The organism is Nocardia sp. NPDC055050 (assembly GCF_053608345.1).
On sequence record NZ_JBSGVG010000001.1, the window covers coordinates 208,053 to 227,495 of the forward strand.

19 protein-coding genes are annotated in these 19,443 nt (G+C 66.0%); 8 read left to right on the plus strand and 11 right to left on the minus strand.

Going from position 1 to position 19,443, the window contains the following annotated elements; genetic code table 11:
• Positions 1-27: 27 nt before the first annotated feature.
• Positions 28-903 carry a 3-hydroxyacyl-CoA dehydrogenase family protein gene (locus tag ACWGCN_RS00930; RefSeq protein ID WP_378989322.1) on the minus strand — a complete coding sequence of 292 codons (876 nt, stop codon included), beginning with the start codon at positions 901-903 and terminating at the stop codon, positions 28-30.
• Between ACWGCN_RS00930 and ACWGCN_RS00935 the strand changes: the two genes are divergently transcribed.
• The 7 genes from ACWGCN_RS00935 to ACWGCN_RS00965 all read left to right on the plus strand — a co-directional run bounded on the left by ACWGCN_RS00935 (position 896) and on the right by ACWGCN_RS00965 (position 7,172).
• Positions 896-1,426: a zinc ribbon domain-containing protein gene (locus ACWGCN_RS00935; protein WP_452460347.1), complete on the plus strand. Its 531-nt coding sequence runs from the start codon at positions 896-898 to the stop codon at positions 1,424-1,426. The genes ACWGCN_RS00930 and ACWGCN_RS00935 overlap by 8 nt on opposite strands.
• 108 nt (positions 1,427-1,534) lie before the next feature.
• On the plus strand, positions 1,535-2,890 hold the full coding sequence (locus tag ACWGCN_RS00940) for a hypothetical protein (RefSeq protein ID WP_378653593.1): 1,356 nt from the start codon (positions 1,535-1,537) through the stop codon (positions 2,888-2,890).
• A 99-nt stretch (positions 2,891-2,989) separates the two neighbouring features.
• The gene (locus ACWGCN_RS00945) at positions 2,990-3,781 is read left to right on the plus strand and encodes a TIGR03084 family metal-binding protein (RefSeq protein WP_452460348.1); all 792 of its coding nucleotides are present in this window, start codon (positions 2,990-2,992) and stop codon (positions 3,779-3,781) included.
• Positions 3,782-4,116: 335 nt separating this feature from the next.
• Positions 4,117-4,818 (plus strand): hypothetical protein, encoded by a 702-nt coding sequence (locus ACWGCN_RS00950; RefSeq protein WP_452460349.1) that lies wholly within the window; start codon positions 4,117-4,119, stop codon positions 4,816-4,818.
• On the plus strand, positions 4,815-6,032 hold the full coding sequence (gene lhgO / locus ACWGCN_RS00955) for an L-2-hydroxyglutarate oxidase (protein ID WP_452460350.1): 1,218 nt from the start codon (positions 4,815-4,817) through the stop codon (positions 6,030-6,032). The genes ACWGCN_RS00950 and lhgO overlap by 4 nt, the downstream gene beginning before the upstream one ends.
• 71 nt (positions 6,033-6,103) lie before the next feature.
• On the plus strand, positions 6,104-6,577 hold the full coding sequence (locus ACWGCN_RS00960; RefSeq protein WP_378989329.1) for an SRPBCC family protein: 474 nt from the start codon (positions 6,104-6,106) through the stop codon (positions 6,575-6,577).
• Positions 6,578-6,587: 10 nt separating this feature from the next.
• Positions 6,588-7,172 carry a ribonuclease H family protein gene (locus tag ACWGCN_RS00965; RefSeq protein ID WP_378989330.1) on the plus strand — a complete coding sequence of 195 codons (585 nt, stop codon included), beginning with the start codon at positions 6,588-6,590 and terminating at the stop codon, positions 7,170-7,172.
• A 92-nt stretch (positions 7,173-7,264) separates the two neighbouring features.
• Here the strand turns inward: ACWGCN_RS00965 and ACWGCN_RS00970 are convergent, their stop codons facing one another.
• The 9 genes from ACWGCN_RS00970 to ACWGCN_RS01010 all read right to left on the minus strand — a co-directional run bounded on the left by ACWGCN_RS00970 (position 7,265) and on the right by ACWGCN_RS01010 (position 16,767).
• Positions 7,265-8,023 (minus strand): hypothetical protein, encoded by a 759-nt coding sequence (locus ACWGCN_RS00970; protein WP_378989331.1) that lies wholly within the window; start codon positions 8,021-8,023, stop codon positions 7,265-7,267.
• A gap of 129 nt (positions 8,024-8,152) precedes the next feature.
• Entirely contained in the window at positions 8,153-9,331 is a 1,179-nt protein-coding gene (locus ACWGCN_RS00975) for an MlaD family protein (RefSeq protein ID WP_452458672.1), read from the minus strand.
• Positions 9,328-10,416 (minus strand): MCE family protein, encoded by a 1,089-nt coding sequence (locus ACWGCN_RS00980; RefSeq protein ID WP_378989334.1) that lies wholly within the window; start codon positions 10,414-10,416, stop codon positions 9,328-9,330. Before ACWGCN_RS00980 ends, ACWGCN_RS00975 begins: the two co-directional genes overlap by 4 nt.
• Before the next feature lie 8 nt (positions 10,417-10,424).
• Complete coding sequence (locus ACWGCN_RS00985; protein WP_378989335.1) at positions 10,425-11,528, minus strand: MCE family protein; 1,104 nt, start codon at positions 11,526-11,528, stop codon at positions 10,425-10,427.
• Positions 11,525-12,520, minus strand: coding sequence for an MCE family protein (locus ACWGCN_RS00990; RefSeq protein WP_378989337.1), 996 nt, complete (start codon positions 12,518-12,520; stop codon positions 11,525-11,527). The genes ACWGCN_RS00985 and ACWGCN_RS00990 overlap by 4 nt, the downstream gene beginning before the upstream one ends.
• Complete coding sequence (locus ACWGCN_RS00995; protein WP_452449722.1) at positions 12,517-13,542, minus strand: MCE family protein; 1,026 nt, start codon at positions 13,540-13,542, stop codon at positions 12,517-12,519. Before ACWGCN_RS00995 ends, ACWGCN_RS00990 begins: the two co-directional genes overlap by 4 nt.
• Entirely contained in the window at positions 13,539-15,038 is a 1,500-nt protein-coding gene (locus ACWGCN_RS01000) for an MlaD family protein (RefSeq protein WP_379314141.1), read from the minus strand. The genes ACWGCN_RS00995 and ACWGCN_RS01000 overlap by 4 nt, the downstream gene beginning before the upstream one ends.
• Positions 15,039-15,045: 7 nt before the next feature.
• Positions 15,046-15,909, minus strand: coding sequence for an MlaE family ABC transporter permease (locus ACWGCN_RS01005; protein WP_378989340.1), 864 nt, complete (start codon positions 15,907-15,909; stop codon positions 15,046-15,048).
• Positions 15,910-15,912: 3 nt separating this feature from the next.
• Positions 15,913-16,767, minus strand: coding sequence for an MlaE family ABC transporter permease (locus ACWGCN_RS01010; RefSeq protein ID WP_266294734.1), 855 nt, complete (start codon positions 16,765-16,767; stop codon positions 15,913-15,915).
• 489 nt (positions 16,768-17,256) lie between these two features.
• Between ACWGCN_RS01010 and ACWGCN_RS01015 the strand changes: the two genes are divergently transcribed.
• Positions 17,257-17,925 (plus strand): S1 family peptidase, encoded by a 669-nt coding sequence (locus ACWGCN_RS01015; protein ID WP_378989341.1) that lies wholly within the window; start codon positions 17,257-17,259, stop codon positions 17,923-17,925.
• Positions 17,926-17,988: 63 nt separating this feature from the next.
• Here ACWGCN_RS01015 and ACWGCN_RS01020 read toward each other — a convergent pair whose 3' ends face one another.
• The gene (locus ACWGCN_RS01020; RefSeq protein ID WP_452458671.1) at positions 17,989-19,437 is read right to left on the minus strand and encodes an MFS transporter; all 1,449 of its coding nucleotides are present in this window, start codon (positions 19,435-19,437) and stop codon (positions 17,989-17,991) included.
• Positions 19,438-19,443 lie beyond the last annotated feature (6 nt).

The following is a 19,443-nucleotide window of genomic DNA, read 5'->3' on the forward strand; positions in this document are numbered from 1 at the left end:
CTAGAGCGACTATCTCGGTCATGGGGCTCAGCCCTGCTTCGGCTTCGGGTAGTCGTCGTAGAAACCCGCACCCGTCTTCACCCCGAGTTTGCCCGCGTCGACATATTTCTTGAGCAGCTCGACCGGGCCCTTCGGCAGGTTCGGGTTCTCCTGCTCGTAGTGCTCCTCGATATCGAGCACCACATCCAGACCCACCTGGTCCATCATCCGGAACGGACCCGCCTTGGTACCGAAATTCCGCATGAACATCTCGTCGACATCATGGGGAATCGACACACCCTCGTGCACCACCTCGAGCGACTCGCGCTTGATGGCGGCCCAGATGCGGTTGAAGATGAAGCCGGTCGACTCCTTGCGCACCAGGTACGGGTGCAGGCCGTACTCCGGGAAGGTCTTCAGGACGAAGTCGAGGACGTCCTGCGAGGTCTGGCCGTCCGACATCACGTCGAGCACCGTCGACTGCGGCGGCATATAGAAGTGGGTGTTGAGCATCCGGTCGTTGGTCGTCAAACCCTCGGTGAACAACCGGCTCGCGTACGACGACGAGTTCGAGGCGACGATCGCGTCGGCATCAGCATCGGCGTCGAGCTGGGCGAAGACCTTCTTCTTCAGGTCGAGGATCTCCGGCACCGCCTCGACCACCAGCCACGCGCCCTTCACACCGATCGCCTGATCGGGCACATACTCCGCGGTGCCCGGCTTGCCGTCGGGCACGGTATCGGCCACCTCGGGCAGCTGTTTCTCCACGAAAGCCACGGCCGCGTTGCCGACCTCGCCATCGGGATCGATGATGCGCACCTCACCGCCCCTGGTGGCGAACATCAGGGCGATCCTTCTACCCAAGGTGCCACCACCGATCACCGCGACCGGACGCTCGAAATGATTCTTCGGAACATTGCTCACAGCGACTCCCTCTGCACAGGCGACGGGGGAAGAACTCAGTGACGCAGACAACAGCCATGCCAGCCTAGCTCCGACGTGCGACAGCGCGGTTGTCCCACGCACGCCTCGCGTTGACTCCCCTCGCGACCCGGGCCGCATCAGCGATGTCGGGTGGGTCGACTTCGCCCGACTTTTGACCTACAAACAGGCATGGCGTAGCGGCACGGTCGCCACCGCGGATCGTTGGTACCCGTCGAGTAAGCGGTGCTCGGCCTGCGCGACAATCAATCCCGCCCTGAAGTTGGCCGATCGAGTGTTTATCTGCGGGTGTGGGTTTCGTGCCGACCGTGACCACAACGCGGCGATCAACCTTGCTTGCTGGCCCACGATTCACCAAGACGCTCCACGATCCCCGGACCCCCGAGCAAGAGGCCGGGTTACCGAAGTCCGCCGACGGGAAGGCGCTGACCGATACCCTTCGGGTGTCGGTGTAACCGACCCGGGAGAAGCGGAAACCGACGTTCACGCCGCATTCGTGGCCTGAACCGAGGACGCCCGAGAAGGGCGGTGTCTGGCCCCATCGGGTGCCCAGACATGCTGTTATCCTCACGTTCTTCACGTATTTCGCGCGTCAGCACTAGGGGGCTCCTCGATGACCACACTGGCCTCCGGACTCTTCATCGATTGGGAAGAGCTGACGGGGCAGTCGAAGTTCGTCGTCGAGCTGATCAGTTTCCCGATCTTCAGCGCGCTCGCCGGTTGGCTCACCAACTGGACCGGCGTGCTGATGCTGTTCTGGCCGCTGTACTTCAAGGGCTTCCGGGTGCCGATGCTGCACGTGCTGTACCCGTACCTACCGCGGCGCGTGCAGGTGCTGCCCACGTTTTCCGGTGACGGGCGCATGCTCGGTTTCCAGGGCTTCATCCCGGCACGCGCGGAGAAGATGGCGAGCATCTGCGTCGATTCGGCGCTGTTGCGGATCGGCAGCCCACGCGACTTCATCCATGAACTCGATCTCGACGGGATCGGCGACTATCTCGCCGAACGGGCGCGCGATCAGGTGCAGCCGATCGTCGACGAGATCATGTACCGGGAGAACCCCGATCTGTGGCGCTCGCTGCCCAGACCCGTGAAACAGGCCATCTACCAGCGGGTCGACCGGCAGCTGCCCGCGCTGTGCCGGCGCGCGTTCGAGAGCCTCGGCGACAATATCGACCAGCTGCTCGACGTGAAGAACTTCGTGATCCGGTACCTGGAGAAGAACCCGGCCATCCTGAAGGACCTGACCACCACCATCGCCGCGCCCGAACTCAAGTTCATGGCGCGGATCGGTCTGCTCGGCGCGCCCTTCGGCTTGATTCTGGCGCTCTACCTGCATGTGCACTCGAAGATCCCGTACTTCGGCGCGATCCCGGCCTGGGTGATCGTGCTGTTCGCGTCGGCCATGATCGGCGTGACGGTGAACGTGATCGCGATCAAGATGGTGTTCGAACCCGGCGATCCGCAGCCGCGCTACAAGTATCTGTGGCGTCAGGCGCTGCTGGCCAAGCGTCAGCCCCAGGCCGCCACCGACCTCGCCCACATCCTGGCGTACCAGGTGCTGACCGTGGAGAACCTCTCCGTCGAGCTCTTGGAAGGGCCGAACGGGGACAAGACGCGTCAGCTCATCGAGCGGGTGGTGTCGGAGGAGATCCACAAACAGCTCGGCGCGACCGCGTTCATGGTGCGAGCCGCACTCGGCAAGAAACAGTTCGAGAATCTGGCGGTCTCGGGCGCGGGCGCCGGGCTGGTTTCGGCGCGCACGATGATCGAGGACGAGCAGTTCGTGCTGGAACAGGCGAAGAAGATCGACGACTTCGCGGCGCGCAAGCTGCGGACATTGACGCCCGGCGAGTTCATGGAGATGTTCTACGCGTCGGTCGAACAGGACGCGTGGTTGCTGTATCTGCACGGTGGGGCGCTGGGCATCGGTGTCGGCGCGCTTCACCTGCTGACCTTCGGCTGGTAATAACAAGCACGCGTGCTTGCATTTTTTGACGGTCGCTGCGACTCTTGGTGACGACGGCGCACCGGCACCGGGTCGCGCCATGATCGGCAAGGGAACTCCATGGCTGACCTCGCAGCGCTGCTCGACGATTACGCCGCCGAATGCGCGGATCTGGAAAACCTGGTCGCACCGCTGACCCCCGAGCAGTGGCAGACGCCGACACCCGCGCCACGCTGGGACATCGCCACCCAGATCGCCCACCTGACCTGGACCGACGAGGTATCGCTGATCGCCGCCACCGACGCCGAGGGCTTCGCGGCCTTCCTCGCCGAAGCTGCCCCGCGCGGCCTGACCATCGTCGACGACGGCGCCGAGGAAATCGCCCAGACCCCACCCGCCGACCTGCTGGTTCGCTGGCAGACCGGACGCGAGCAGTTGATCGCCGCGCTGGCCGCCGTCCCCGCGGGCACCAAGCTGCCGTGGTTCGGCCCGCCGATGAGCGCCGCGTCGATGATCTCGGCCCGCATCATGGAAACCTGGGCCCACGGGCAGGACGTCGCCGACGCGCTCGACGTCACCCGCATCCCCACCGCCCGCCTGCGCACAGTGGCCCACATCAGCGTCCGCGCCAGGAACTACGCCTACCTGGTCAACGGCGAATCCGGCCCCACCGATGAATTCCGCGTGGAACTGACCGCCCCCGACAGCACTCTGTGGACCTGGGGCCCCGAAGACGCACCCCAGTGCGTCACCGGCCCCGCCATCGATTTCTGCCTCGTGGCGACCCAGCGCCGCCACCGCGAAGACACCGCCCTGACCACCGAGGGCCCGGACGCCGACCACTGGCTCGGCATCGCCCAGGCCTTCGCCGGCCCGCCCGGACCAGGCCGCCACGCAGGCCAGTTCGCCTGAAAGTCAGCATGAGAACAGGCGAGCGCCTTCCCGGAGCGCCATTCGTGCCGACTGCCCCGGACTTCGTTGGCCGGGGGTGACCACCGTGGCAGTCGTGAATGACGCTCGCCTGCTCCCTTCAGATACCCGATACCGGGTGTGAGAAACACTTGCCCAGCCGAAAACCCGCCCCGACTAGGACTGATACGTCGCCGTTTCGGATGTGGCTCTGATCTCAGCAGTGGGAGGCGCTCACCGCGCGCGGTACTCGGTACCGTAGGTATCAGCACGTGGCTTTCAACGATGCGGGCCCGCTCTACTCGGGTATACCCACAGCCACAGGAGGGAACCGCATCGTGACCGCACATCGGCCTGCTCAGATCGTACGCCTGTCCGCGATCATCTTCTCCGGCGCCGCCAGCCTCTGCCTCACCGTGGCCGCGGGCGCCTACATCGTCAATCACATGCCGGAACTGGCACCGCCGCCCACCGAATTCGCGGGACCGGCCGCGACGCCGAATCCCGGCCACCACCGCCCCTTCTCGATCGAGGACTCCGCACCCCGCGTCGGCGGTGTGGAGCTGGCCATGTCCTTCAGCGCGCCGACGCTGTCCACGGAGCGCTCCGACCCCGCCGCCACGCGCACGCCGATCACCGCGCAGCAGTCCGGAGTCGGTGCGCGACCGGGTAATTCACCGCTGACCGGGCGGGTCGGGATCGGCGGCACCTATGTCGGCGCGCAGGTGACACCGCCGCGCAGCGATACCGTGGCGTTCACCGTCGACACCAACCTCGTCACGGTGGCGGCGAAATACCTCGGCCTGGCGGTGGATCCGGCCGCGGTCACCGCGCTGCACACCGAATTCGACGCGCGCCGTGGCGAGTTGGTTTTCGTGCTGTCGGATCCCGGCCTCGGCAGCCACACGTTGCGGGTCGAGGGCACAGGCACCGAACCGGCCGAGACCCCCGGCACCGCCGCGACATCGTCCGAAGACGAGGGCGACGCCGAGACACCGCGATCCGCGACCGGGGAACTGCCGACTACCGTCGGCGTGTGACTCCTCGCGGCACCTCGAACGGTGCGTACGACTTCTGTGTGGTCGGCGGCGGCATCGTCGGCGTGGCCACCGCGCATCGGTTGCTGACCCAGTATCCCGAGGCGAGCCTGGTGCTCATCGAGAAGGAAGACACGCTCGGTGCGCATCAGACCGGGCACAACAGCGGCGTCATCCACTCCGGGATCTATTACCCCCCGGACAGTTTGAAGGCACGGCTGTGCCGGGCCGGTGCGCGATGGACGAAGGAATTCGCCGCGGCCCACGACATTCCGTTCCGTGAATGCGGAAAGTTGCTGGTAGCCACCGATTCCGCCGAACACGCGCGGATGCTGGCGCTGTACGAGCGTTCGATCGCCAACGGCGTGGAGGTCGAGGCGATCGACGCGGCCGAACTGCGGCGGCGCGAACCACGGATCGCCGGGGTCGGCGCGCTGTTCGTGCCCGCCACCGGCATCATCGACTACACGTTGGTCACCGCCGCGCTCGCCGCCGAGGTCGAGTCGATGGGCGGCAGGATTCTGCTCGGCACCGCAGTCGAGGCGATCACCGAGAGTGTCTCCGCCGTCACGGTTTCGGGTCCGGGTGGTTCGGTCACCGCGGGCACACTGATCGTGTGCGCGGGCCTGCAGGCCGACCGGATGGCACGAAAGGCCGGGATAGAAACGGACTTTCGGATCGTTCCGTTCCGTGGCGAGTACTACCGGCTCCCCGCCGAGCGATCGGATCTGGTACGCACGCTGATCTATCCGGTGCCCGACCCCGCGCTGCCGTTCCTCGGCGTGCACCTGAGTCCCACCATCGACGGCGAACTCACCGTCGGCCCCAACGCGGTGCTCGGGCTGTCGCGGGAGGGGTATCGCAAGGGCAGCGTGAACCGACGTGACGCCATCGACGTGCTGAGTTTCGCCGGCGTGCGCCGGGTGGCCCGCGACCATCTCGCCACCGGGATCCGCGAGCTCCGCAATTCGGTGTTCAAGCGCGGCTACCTCGCCGAATGCCGCAAATATTGCCCCGAACTCAGCACCGACGACCTGCTCCCGCACCGTGCGGGCATCCGGGCCCAGGCGGTGCTGCGTGACGGCACGCTGGTGCACGACTTCCTCATCGAACGCACGCCGCGCTCCATCCACGTGCTCAACGCACCGTCCCCGGCCGCCACGTCGGCGATGCCGATTGCGGAATACCTGGTCGAACAACTCCATTCCGCTAAATAAAGAGGATATTTGTAGTACTTTTGGCTCCTGTACGCGTGGGCGAGGAAACCCATCCGGAGCAGGGAGGGCCGATGGGCCACATCAGGTTTGCGAGTGACGTCGGCGCACCGGTCGATGCCGCCTTCGCCTACACCGAGGATTTCCGCCACGCGCCGCAGTGGCTGGTCGGCGTCACCGACGTCGCGCCGCTGGGCGAACCGGATCAGGGCTTGGGCGCCGCGTTCGCGGTGAAAGTCCGGTTGTTCGGAGTGATCCCGCTGCGTTCATCGGTGGAGATCACCGAATATCGGCGCAATGCCGTCATCGGGTATACCCTGCGTGGGCGGGTATACGGAACCGTTACCCTGCGATTCGATCCACTCGGCTACGAACGGTCGGTGCTGACCTCCGAAGCCGACTATCCACCACCACGCGGCATGTTCGGCCGCCTGTGCCACGGCCTCGTCGACGCGGCCGCGAAATCGGCACTGCGCCGAACGGAATCGCGGTTGCGAAGGGAGATAGAGGCATTCCACGGTACCGATCTTGTCGGCCGCATCGCCTAGGGTGGCGGTCATGATCATCGTGAGCACCGACGGGTCCTGCCTGCGCAATCCCGGTGGTGCCATCGGCTGGGCATGGGTGAATCATTCCGGGCCCGCCGACAGTGGTGGCGCGGCCAGCGGCACCAACCAGATCGCCGAACTGCGCGGGGTACTGGAAGCCATCCTCGCCCACCCCGGCGCCGAACCGATGCTCATCGAGAGCGACTCCCAGTACGCCATCAAGTGCGCCTCGGAATGGATCACCAGCTGGCGACGCAACGGCTGGCGCACCTCCACCGGCGGCGCGGTGAAGAACGTCGAGATCATCAAGCAGATCGACCGGGCCATCACCGGCCGCGAAGGACCGGTGCGGTTCCGCTGGGTGCGCGGCCACGTGGGCAACTACTTCAACGAACAAGCCGACAAACTGGCGGGCGAAGCGGCACGAGCAGTCCGCGAGAACCCGGCTCTCGGCCGCGAGTCAGCCCCGGTCGCGCCGGAACCGGCAAGGATTCGGCGCCGGGAACCCGCGGCGCCTGTCCCCACGAACTCGGTCTCCACAGGGAAGTCGGTCGCAGCTGAAGTGCCGGTAGCAGGGACTCTGACCCTGTTCTAGGTGCGGTGCGACCGGAGTGGGACCGCACAGCGAAACGCCGCGGGCGATGAATCTGCCCGCGGCGTTTCGATTGGCTCGGTTTCCCCGTGCGCTCAGTTCCCGGGTGTCGGGACAGGCGCGGGAGCCGGAGACGGAACGGCCTGACCGGGCGCCGTACCACCGGCGGCCTCGCCGCCGCCGTTCTTGAGCAACGGCGAGTCCAGCTTGCTGACCAGCCACTTGTCGCCCGAGTGCTCGAGGCTCATCTCGATCGCGAACATCATCCGGTCGGGTTGGGTCTGGGTGAAGTTGGTGCGGTACTGGGTCATGGTGACCATGGCCTTGACATCGTCGGTGCTGCCCGAGATGTAGGCGCACTGCACGTCTTCACCGGTCGACTTGACCTGGGCCTGCACCATGGCGCCCTTGAGCGCATCGCTGGCGTCGCTGAACTCCTTGAGGTAGTCGCCGGTGGCGCCCGCCTTCATCGACGCGATGTAGCCGTCGAGATCCTTGGAGTAGTCGTAGTTGGCCAGGATGGCGCCGTAATCACAGGCGGCCTTGGTGGACTCGGCGATCGCGTCGAGCTTCTCGGCCTTGTTGCTGTTCTGCAGGAAGAACACCACGCCCGCGGTGATCGCGCCGACCGCGACCACACCGGCCACACCTGCGGCGATCCAGCCCTTCGAGCTCGATGCCGCGCTCGGGGCAGCGGCCGGAGCCGGCGCCTCGGTCACGGTCTGTGCCTGCACAGTCGGCTGATCGACCTCGGGAGTCGCCGCCGCACCCTTCACAGTGTCGTCGGCCTTCGCCAGATCGGGCTTGTCTGCTGCGGCAGCATCGGACTTACTCTGGGCATCGTCGCTGGTCATCGAATCAATCCTGCTCTTTCCCGGCGCACATATCGCACCGATTTCCGATCGTGGTCCGTGAGCCGGGCCACACGTTCTTCCCCGCGAGTATGCCCGGTCAAGCTGTGAACAGCCTGGCCGGGCACCATCTCACTTGGCGGGAATGGGTGTCCGCTCGTTCGGGTCGACACCGGGCGGCATCTGCGCGCCGTTGTTGGGCACGTTCGGCCGCGGGGCGTTGGCCGAACCACGGATCTGCAGGTCAGAGGTCGGGTTGGTGCAGTAGTTCCACTTCGGAATGCTGCCGTCCTGTACCTCTTCGTTGCGCCGGTACGCGGTGTCGTAGTTACACGTCGGGCGCGGCCAGATGTCGATGATGGTGTGGAACTCGCCGTCGTGCGCCGGAGCGCTGATCGACCCGAGCCCCAGTGCCAGCGACGGAAACAGCAGCCGCAGCGCGGGCGTACGCAGCTGCGCGGCCTTGGTGATCGCCACAAAGTTGGCCGCCAGCGAACTGATCGGATCGGCGGTCGCGTCGAGCACCGCGCCGAGCGTTTCGAACTGCGCAGGCGCGTTGTCGAGCACGCTCTGCAGCTCGGCGTTGGCGTTGTTGAACTGCGTGAGCAGCGCACCCGAATTCTGGGTGAGCGTCTGCAGATCGGGCTGGGCGTGCGAGGTGGTCTCGGCGATCACCCGCAGGTTGGCGATGAGGTTCACCGTCTGCGGAAGCAGGTTGTCCAGACCCGCGACCACCAGGCTGACGCCGTTGATCAGGCCGCGCAGCTGATCGGGACCGGCACCGAGCGCGATGTCGAGCTCGTCGAGGATCACGTCGAACTGCTTCGGATTCACCTGGGCGATCAGCGCGCTGGTGTCGTCGAGCACAGCCCACACCGGAACCGGCGTCTGGATCTGCTCCGGGCTGTACTTGATCACCGCGCCGTCCCGGAGGAACGGACCGACATCGCTCTTCGGACGGAAGTCGATGTACTGCTCGCCCGCGGCCGAGAGCGCCGCCACCTGGATCATGGTGTCGACCGGGATCTTGAAATCCTTGTCGATCCGGGTCTTGGCGGCGATCGCCTCGCCGTCGTTGATCAGCTCGATCGAGGTGACCTTGCCGATCCGGAACCCGCGCATGGTCACGTCGTTGCCCGGCTGCAGACCGCCGGAGCGATCCAGGTTCACGGTGACGTCGTACTCGGACCGCAGCGGGTTGACCCGCATCACGTTGACCAGCAGGTACGACCCACCGAGCAACAGCACGACTACGAGCGCGCTGTTCGCCAGCAAGATCTTGCTGCTCGCGAACTTCTTCAGCCTGCTCATCGGTGGCCTCCCACTCGGCCCTGAACGATCTGCAGCACCTGGATGAAGCTGCCGACGAAATCGTTCACATCTTTCAAGTCCCAGAGCTTGCTGTTCGCCGGGTCGGTCAACAGGCCCACATCGAGGTTGGTCAGCGTCGCGTACGGCGCCAGGCTCTTGCCCTTGAACGTTTGGTTGGCGCCGGGTCGGATCGCGTGCAACTGATCCATCACATACCCGAAGTCGCTGCCGGTCGCGGCCAGCGCGTTCATCAGGTTGTCGAGATTGGTGAGCAGCTCGGACAGCTGGTCACCGGTGGTGTTGGAGTAGTCGCCGATGGCGGCGGTGGCCGTGGCGAGCTTGCTGAGCAGGTCGCCGATCGCCCGGTTGTTCTCGGCGATCGCGCCGATGGCCTGGGGCAGTGTGTCGGCCACCTGGCCGAGCTGACCCTTGTTGGCCTCGATGGTGTTGGCGAGGGTGTTGAACTCCGTCAGCACCGAGTCGACCTTGGTGCTGTTGGCGTTCAGTTCGCCGATGACACCGGTCATCTCGTAGATCAGATGGCCGAGTTCGGTGCCGTGCCCGTTGAGAATCGAGCCGAGTTCGGTGCCGAGCCGGCTCAGGCTGGCGACACCGCCGCCGTTGAACAGCATCGACACCGAGACCAGCAGCTCTTCCACCGTGGCGCCGGCCGAGGTGGCTTCCAGGGTGAACGTGTCGCCCGCGGCCATATCGGGCGCGCCCGCCGCGTTCTTCGGGCTGCTCAGCGCGATGAAGACGTCACCGAGGGGAGTGGCCTGGCGCAACTCCGCCGTACTGCCCTTCGGCAGCTTGAAATCGGTGTTGATCTCCATGTCGATCAGAGCTTCGAAGTTCTTGGTCGTGATCGCCGACACGACGCCGACATCGGAACCACCGACCTTCACCTTGGCCTGATCGGGCAGGTTCAGCGCGTTCTCGAACTTCGCGTGCAGGGTGTAGGTGTCGCCGCCGGTGCCCGGTTTGGGCAGCGGCAGGTCCTCTACAGTGAAGCCACAGCCGGTCGTGATCGTGACCGTGGCCAGTGCGGCCGCGGAGAGCAGCGCGCGGCGGGCCTTCATCGTCATTCGTCGGTTCATTTCGTCAGTCCGAGCAGTGCGGCGGTGAGCCCGTAGTCGGGGCCGAAGTCCTGGACGTTGCCGGTGGTGCGGCACCCATCGGGCCGCATCTGGATCCGCTCACAGAACGCGCTGACGATCTCGCCAGAGAGAGCGGTACCGATCAGCGCCTGCAGGCGGACGAAGCCCTTTTCCTTGTTGATCGCGCCGTCGATGTTCTGCATGAGCAGCGGCACCACGTCGACGATCTCGACCATCGCACCGGAGTTGGCGCGCAACTGGTTGGTCACGGTGGTCAGGCCGGTCAGCGAGGCGGCCAGTTCTTCCTGATGCCCGGCGAAGGTCGTCGAGGTGTTGTTCAGGAACTGGTTGAGCTGATCGAGGGTGGCCTGCAGACCGGGCGCTTGGTCGGCGAGCAGCCCCGACATGGCGGTCACCCGGTCGCTGAAGTCGCGCACCGACTGATCGTTGTCGGCCAGCATCGTCGTGAGCTCGTTGAGCTTGATGATGATGTTGGCGATGGCGTCCTTGTTGTCGACACCGACCTTCAAAGCACCCGAGAGCGCGTCGAGGGTCTCGCGGATCTTCTGACCGTTGCCGTTGAGCACCGGGTAGAGCACCCGGCCCGACAGCGGGCCCAGACCCTCCTGGCCGGGTTCGGGCTTCAGCGAGGCGGCGAACTGGTCGATGGTCTTGATCATCGTGTCCAGCTCGACCGGGGTCCTGGTGCGTGCCTTGGGCAGGTGATCGCCGGACTTCATTGTCTCACCGCCGGTGAACGGCGGGCTCACCTCGATGTGGCGATCGGTGACGATCGAGGGCGAAATGATCGCCGCGATCGCGTCTTTCGGGACCTTGACGCCGGCGTCGATGGTCATGTGGACCTCGACATAGGTGCCCTTGGGCACGATCTTGTCGACCTTGCCCACCGCGAGACCGAGGACCATGATCTCGTTGCCCTCGTACATGCCGGCGATGTTCTCGAAGTCGGCGGTGATCTTGGTCGAGCGGCCGAGCGCGTCGTCGAACTGGCTCGGCATCAGCGAGCAGCTGCCGAGGGCCAGCGCGGTGGTGGCGATCATCATGGTCCGCGCGATGCGGAGCCTGTTGGTCAGTTTCATCCTTGGCACCCCTGGATCACCTGAACGAAGCACAGCCAGTTGTCCGGGAACAACCACGGCAGTGCGACCGAGCCGTAGTTACCGTTGCCGAGCGCGTTGTTGAAGTAGCGCGCCGTGGGCTGACCGATCTGCAGCAGCTTGTCGAGATTGTCCTTGTTCTTCTGCAGACCCTCGGCCATGGTGTTGAGCTGGCTGATGGTGCCGCCGAACTGGTCGCCGTTCTGGGCGCCGATCTCCTCCAGCTGACGGGTCAGCGTGGCGACGTTGTCCAGCAGCTGGCGCAGCAGGCTCTGCCGTTCCATCACCCGGTTGGCGATGGCCTCGCCCTGGGTGATCACGAGCAGGATCGAGTTGCGGTTGTCGGCGAGCAGCTGGGTGACCCGGTTGAGGTCCTTGATCAGACTGTCGACCTCACCCTTGCGCTGGTCGACGACCTTCGCGACCGCACCGACACTGTCGAGCGCCTGGGCGACCAGCTCCGGCGAATCGCCGAGCTGGGAGTTGATGGTGTTGAGCGAGGCGGCGAGCTTCTTGGTGTCGAGCGCCTCGAACTTCGGCGTACCGACCTGCACCACATCGGCGATGTTGTACGGCACGTCGGTGTTGCTGCGCGGGATCGTCTTGTTCTTCAGACCCGATCCGTCGCCGGGCTGCAGGTCGACGTAGCGCGCGCCGAGCAGGGTCGCCATCTTGATCGCGGCGTGCGCGTCGGGACCGAGCTTCAGCGAGCTGTCCACGTCGAGGGTGATCACCACGTGATCGCCCTCGATCTTGGCGCCGGAGACCGTGCCGACCTGCACACCCGAGACAGCGACCTTGTCACCGGTTTTGATGCCCGCGGCCTGCACGAATTCGGCGTCGATGGACTGTTTTCCGAGCCCGATGAACTGGAAGATGCTCGAACCGACCAGCAGCAGCACGATGCACAGCGCACCGACCACCCCCAGCCAGAAGTTGCGGTTGCCGACGAAGGCTGACTTGATCTTGCTCATCTGCACACCTCGGAATGGCCGGTGCCACCGATCTGGCTGACCAGGCCGCGCGGGAACAGAACCCCGTACAGCGAGATGTCCAGACCACACAGGTAGGCGTTGGCGTGGGTGCCTTCCGATGTCATCCGGCCGAGGTCGGCGAGCATCGAAGGCATGTCGATCGCGACCTGGTCGAGCTTGGCACCGTTGGCCAGCAGCAGATTCAGCGCCGCGGTGGTCGAGTTCTGGGTCGCAGCCAGCTTCGGCTGGATCTTGGTCATCATCCCGACCAGCGCGGTCGTGGAATCGGCGAGGGTGACCGTGGACGCCTGCAGCGACTGACCCTGGTCGTAGAGTCCGCCGATCAGTGCCCTGGTCTGGGTAATCAGGGTCTCCAATTCATCCCCTCGCTTCGCCAACCCGGCCATCACACCGGACAGGTTGGTGATCACGTCGGACAGGATCGCGTCGCGACGCTGGAAATCGGTGGCCAGCTGGGCCGCCTGAACGATGAACGCCGACAGCGAGACCCCATCGCCCTGCAGCGCCTGGATCAGGGTCTCCGACATCGCGTTGACCTCGGCGGGCTCGAGCGCCTGGAACAGCGGCTGGAAACCGTTGAGCAGGGCCGAGATGTCGAACGAGGGCTCGGTGCGGTCGAGCGGAATGGTGGAGCCGCTCTTGAGCGGCTCCGGGCTCGGCGTCGCGCCCGGGGTCAGCGCCACGTAGCGCTGACCGATCAGGTTCTGGTACCTGACCAGCGCCTTGGTGTCGTTGAACAGGGTCTGGTCGCTCTGCACGATGAACGACACCTTGGCGTCGTTCTTGCCGTCGAGCTCGATGGTTTCGACCTTGCCGACGCGCACGCCGGCCATCCGGACATCGTCGCCGGGCCGCAGCCCGAGGACGTCGGTGAAGATCGCGGTGTACTTGCGGGTGTCACCGTCGACCGTGCGGGCCAGTGTGTTCCACACGACCACGGTGACCAGCAGTGAGACGAGCGCGAAGATACTGAACCCGATCAGTGGCTTGCGGATACTCATGCGCCACCCCCGTTTTCGGACACTTGCAGGGTTCCGCCCTTCAAAATCGGACCGAGCAGCAGATATTCGGACGCGTTCGGCTTGCGACCGAGCAGCTGAGTCATCGCCGCGTCACCGGAGTAGGAGATCGGTGTCGCGGTGGGCACGCTCGCCGGAGCGGGCGCCGCGGCCGGAGCGGCCGCGGGAGCGGGCGCGCCGCCCAGCACACCGGGCAGGCCCGGAATCTGGATCGACGGGACGAGGCCCTCGAGCGGGGTGCCCTGGAACGGCTTGATCTCGGTGCCGTTGGCCGTGTGCATCGGCGCGACACCGGGACTGGTGAGACCCGGGATGTCGGGCATGCCCGGGATCGACACCAGCGGCGGCAGGCCCGCGGCCGTGTCGAGCCTGCGCGGACGCAGGTTGTCCGGGATCGCCGGCAGCGAGGCCTCGGCCGGTGCGGTGAAGCAGCTCGGTCCGAGCAGGTCGCCGTAGCGCGGGCAGTCGGCGACGGTGTTGGGCTGGTACGGCGTGAAGGTCAGGCCGGCGTTCCACACCATCTGCTTGCCGCTCGGGCCACCGTGGAAGGTGGTGTTGAGCTGGGCCAGCGAGGGACCGAAGACCTGGAAGGTCCTGGTGATCGACGCGGGGTCGGCGGCCAGCGCACCCAGGGTGGCGTTCATGCCGACCGTGACTTCCTTGCCCACATCGGGATTCGACGCGAACAGGTCGTTCACCCGGTCGGTGGTGGCGCTCGCACCGGCCAGCAGCGCGATCAGCTGTTCGCGCTTGGTGGCGATGGTGTTCGCGGTCTGCACCGAGGAGCCGAGCACGTCGAGCAGTTCCGGCGCCGACTGGTTCAGCGCGTGCGCGGAGTTGGAAAAGTTGTCCAGCATGCCGCCCACGTTCGGGCCCGCGTCGGCGACCGTGGTCAGCCAGTGGTCGAGGCGCTGAATGGTCGAGCCGGGGACCCGGCCGCTGCCGTCGAGTGCCTGGGTGAGCGTGCCGAGCACGCGACCGAACTGCACCGGATCGACCTCGTCGAGGATGTCGCGCACCGTGGTGAGCGTGTCCTGCAGCGCGATAGTGCCCTGGCTGCGGTCCTCGGGGATCTGCGAGCCCTCCTTCAGGTGCTGGCTGTTCGCACCGTTGTAGACCAGCTCCACGGAGGTGACCGCGAACAGGTTGGAGGGCACCACGCGGGCGGTGACGGTGTTGGGGATGCCGTCGGCGAACTCGGGCTTGAGCTCGATGTTCACCTTCTGCTCGGCGTCCTTGCCGATCTCGACGTTCTTCACCACGCCCACGAGCACGCCGCGGAACTTCACGTCGGCGTCCGACGGCAGGCCGTCACCGGTGGTCGACAGGTTCGCGACCACGTTGACCTTGGGAACGAAGTAGCCCTGGTAGCGGGCCGTGAGGAAAGCCAGGATGACGCCGAAGACAATCAGACCGGCCGCGCCGGCCACATACAGCTGCTTCATGGTGGGACCGCGCCCACTCGGATCGATGATCATCGCGCCCTTACCCCGAGATCCTGATGCCGGGGTTGATGCCCCAGATCGCCAACGTCATGACGAGGTCGGCGAACACGACCAGGATGATGCACATCTTGATCGCGCGGCCTGCCGCCACACCGACGCCTTCGGGACCGCCCGAGGCGAAGAAGCCGTAGTAGCACTGGATGAACGTCGTGATCATGACGAAGATGATCGCCTTGAGCAGGGAGTAGAGCACGTCCGTCGGCACCAGGAATTGGAAGAAGTAGTGCGAGTAGGTACCCGACGCCGTACCGCCGATCAATTGCACGGTGACCGAGCAGGCCAGGTAGGCCATGGTCAAACCGAGGGCGTACAGCGGCACGATCGCCATCACCGCGGCCATCATCCGGGTGCTCACCAGGTAGGGCAGCGGGCGAATCGCCACCGACTCGAGCGCGTCGATCTCCTCGGAGATGCGCATGGCGCCCAGCTGTGCGGTGAATCGACAGCCCGCCTGGGCCGCGAAGGCCAGGGCCGCCAGCAGCGGGCCGAGCTCGCGGGTGGTGGCGAAGGCGGAGATCGCGCCCGTGATGGGGCTCAATCCGAGCAGGTTCAGCGAGGTGTGGCCCTGAATGGCCACCGTCATGCCGCCGAAGGCACTGATGATCAGGATGACGCCGATGGTGCCGCCACCGACGACGATGTTGCCGTTACCCCAGGTGACGTCGGAGAGCAGACGCCAGACCTCCTTCGGGTACTGCTTGAAGGCCAGCGGGATGGACCCGACCGAACGCAGGAAGAAGAAGACCTGGTGGCCGAGGCGGGCGAGCAGGTCGCCGGGCGCCTTGCTGGCCTTCTGCAGCGACCGGATCGGTCGCAGTAGCGGAGGTACGTATGTGGATGACATGGCTCAGACCACCTGTGGGGGGAAGACGGCGGCGTAGATCTGGGTGATCGCCACGTTGACACCGAGCAGCATGACGGTGGAGCTGACCACCGCGGAGTTCACCGCGTTGGCGACACCACCGGGACCACCGCGAGCGTTCAGGCCGCAGTCGCAGGCGATGATCGAGGCGATCAGACCGAACAGGACCGACTTCAACAGCGCCACCGCGAGGTCGCGGGTGACCGCGAACGAGGCGAAGGTGCTCATGTAGGAGCCGGGCGTACCGCCCTGGGCGAAGATGTTGAACATGTAGCCGGTGAGGAAGCCGACGAAGACGACGAAGCCGCAGAGCAGGAAGCTGACCAGCATCGCGGCGCCCAGGCGGGGAGCCACCAGGCGGCGCAGCGGGTCGACACCCATGACCTTCATCGCGTCGATCTCTTCACGGATGGTGCGGGAACCGAGGTCGGCGCAGATGGCCGAACCGACGGCACCGGCGATCATCAGCGCGGTGACCAGCGGGGCGCCCTGCTGGATGATGCCGAGCCCGTTGGCCGCACCGATGAACGAGGTGGCACCGACCTGGCCCGCGACCGCGCCGACCTGGATCGAGACGATCACCGCGATCGGGATGGCGACCAGCAGCGTCGGCGCCGCGGCGACACTGGCCATGAAGGCGGACTGCCGGACGAACTCGTCGAAAGGAAAACGCCGACGGAAGATCGCGACGATCAACTCCGTGATCGCTTCGATACCCATCGTGATCTGTCGACCGAAGGTTTCCAGCGACTTCTTCGGATGGTCGTCCCAAAGGCCCTTCGTCCAGTCGACAGCCTCGCTGACTCGTGAACGTGTGGGCGGACTCTCGGTCGACTGCACTGCATAACCCCTCTCGACGCCGGGCCCTCAACGCCCCGGCGACTTGTTTGCTTGACGCACCTTACTACGGAGTAGCGCAGAACACATCACCGACATGTGAGCGCTGTCATAGATAGAGGTCACTGTCCGAAACGGCTATGAGACCGGCCATGCCGGACCCTACCGCCCGTAATTCCGGGATTCCAGGGATTACCCGCGAAGTCCTTTTCCAGCATGGTTTCCCAGTACCAGCGGTCGCGGTAAAGGAATATTGCGGAATTTTGTCATTCATAACGAAGTCCTCGTCGAATTATCCGAACACATCACGCGAGAAACACGAACGACGCGCCGCGCCGCGATTGCAATAGGGAATCGCTATGACAACCAACTCGGGAAGACCAGCACGACACGGCGGCAAACGCACCGGTCCGGAGGCGCGCCCGGGACCGAATACAGGCACGATAGACAGACCGTATTGATACTGTGCGAACTTCCGACATCTGGAGGGACATGTTCAGCAAACTCGCCAAGGTGGCCAACACCGCCTTCGCCCTCGCCCTCGGTGCAGCTCTGCTGAGCACCGGTGCGGCCAACGCGCAAGCAGGCCCCCCGGTGATCGGCGGCGGCTCCGGCATCGTGATCGACAACGCGTTCGAGTGCACCGTCACCACGGTGGGGCACGACGGCGCGGGCAGGCTGGTCGGACTGACCGCGGGCCACTGCGGCGACGCGGGCGCTCCGGTCAGCGCCGAGGTGGATCGAGGCTACGGCGAGATCGGCCGTTTCGTGTACAGCAACTCCGAACTCGACTACGCGGTCATCGAGTTCACGCCGGGCCGGATCATCCCGGTCAACCGGATCGGCAACGTCACCATCACCGGCGTCGGCGGACCGGCGCAGTTCCCGACGATCGTCTGTAAGGAAGGCCGGACCACCGGCAATACCTGCGGCATCACCTGGGGCGACGTGTTCGCGACCAATACCGAGACCTGGTCGCAGATGTGCGTGGTCGAGGGCGATTCCGGCGCGCCGGTCGTCGTCGGCTCGACACTGGTGGGCATGGTCAACGCCTATCTGGCGCTGGCCTGCTTCGGGCCGGAGGTCGGGACGAACATGAACTCGATCATGGCCGACATCAACGCCCGCGGCGGCGTGGGTTCGGGGTATCACCCGATCTAGTCCCTTGCCCGTACTCCCCGGATGTCGAGCGGGTCGCGTGGTTGTCCACGCGGCCCGCTCTTGCTATGTGGCAAGCGATTTCGGTGCGAGCGCGGGTCCGTCGGCGCCGGCGCAGTGCGGCAGGCAGTCGACGCGTTCGGGCTGCGGAGGCTGACGCGGCACGCGGAGCAGGACCGCCGCGACACCCCCGCCGAGCAGCAGCAGCACCGCGCACCAGCGCATCGCGGTGTCGAAGCCGGCGGCGAAGGCGACCGGGTCGCCGAACGCGCCGGACAACCCGGCCAGCCCTGGCAACGCCGCCACGGCGAGTAGCTGTGCCGTTCGCGCCACGGCGTTGTTCACCCCGGAGGCGATGCCGGCCTCGCCCTCGCGCACCGCGGCGAGCACCGCGCCGGTCAATGGCGCTACCAGCACCGACAGTCCGAGCCCGAAGACGAACACGCCGGGCAGCACATCGGTGAGATAGTCCGCGCCCGGTCCGATCCGCTGCAACGCGAACACCCCGCCCGCGGCCAGCAGCGGACCGAACGTCATCGGAATCCGCGGCCCGTGCTGTTGCGCCCATCGGCCCGCGGGCGCCGAGAGCACCAGCATCAGCAGGGTGACGGGCAGTCCGGCGGCGCCCGACGCCATCGGCGAGTACCCGGCCACCAGCTGCAATTGCAGCACCAGCAGGAAGAAGACGCCGCCGAGCGCGGCGTACACGAACAACGTCACCAGGTTCGCCACCGTGAACACCCGCGACCGGAACAGCGACGGCGGTACCAGCGGATTCGGGCTGCGCAGTTCCACCAGTACGAAACACGCCAGCGCGGCCAGCCCGACCGCCACCAGCACCACCCGGGAATCGATGAGTCCCAGTGTGAGCGCACCGAGCGCGAGCGCGACGATCACCGCGCCCGGTATGTCGATCCGCGCGGGCGCCTCCAGATCACGGCTCTCCGGGACATATTTGAGCGTGACGACGGCGACCACCAGCGCGAGCGGCACATTGAGCAGGAAGATCGCCCGCCAGCCGACCAGATCGATCAAGCCACCACCGAGCAGTGGCCCGAACGCACCGGCCACCCCGCCGAGACCGGACCACAGTCCGATCGCACTGCCCTGATCACCTTTGTCGATCGACGCCGAGATCAGCGCCAGGCTTCCCGGCGTGAGCAACGCGCCCGCCACGCCCTGGAGCAAGCGCGCGGCCACGAGCATCTCGATGTTCACCGCGGCCGCGCACAGCAGCGAGGTGATCGCGAATCCGACGATGCCCCAGACGAAGACGCGCCGACGGCCGAGCCGGTCGCCGAGCGAACCGCCGAGCAGGATGAAGGAGGCCAGGGTGAGCGTGTAACCGTTCACGGTCCACTGCAACCCGGCGACATCGGTGTGCAGCGATTCGCCGATCCGCGGCAGCGCGACGGAGACGACGGTGGCGTCCAGCGACGCCATCGACGAGCCGAGGATGGTGGCGAGCAGAATCCACCGGCCCGTGGCCGAGTTCAGCCGAACCGTCTGTGGCACTACTCC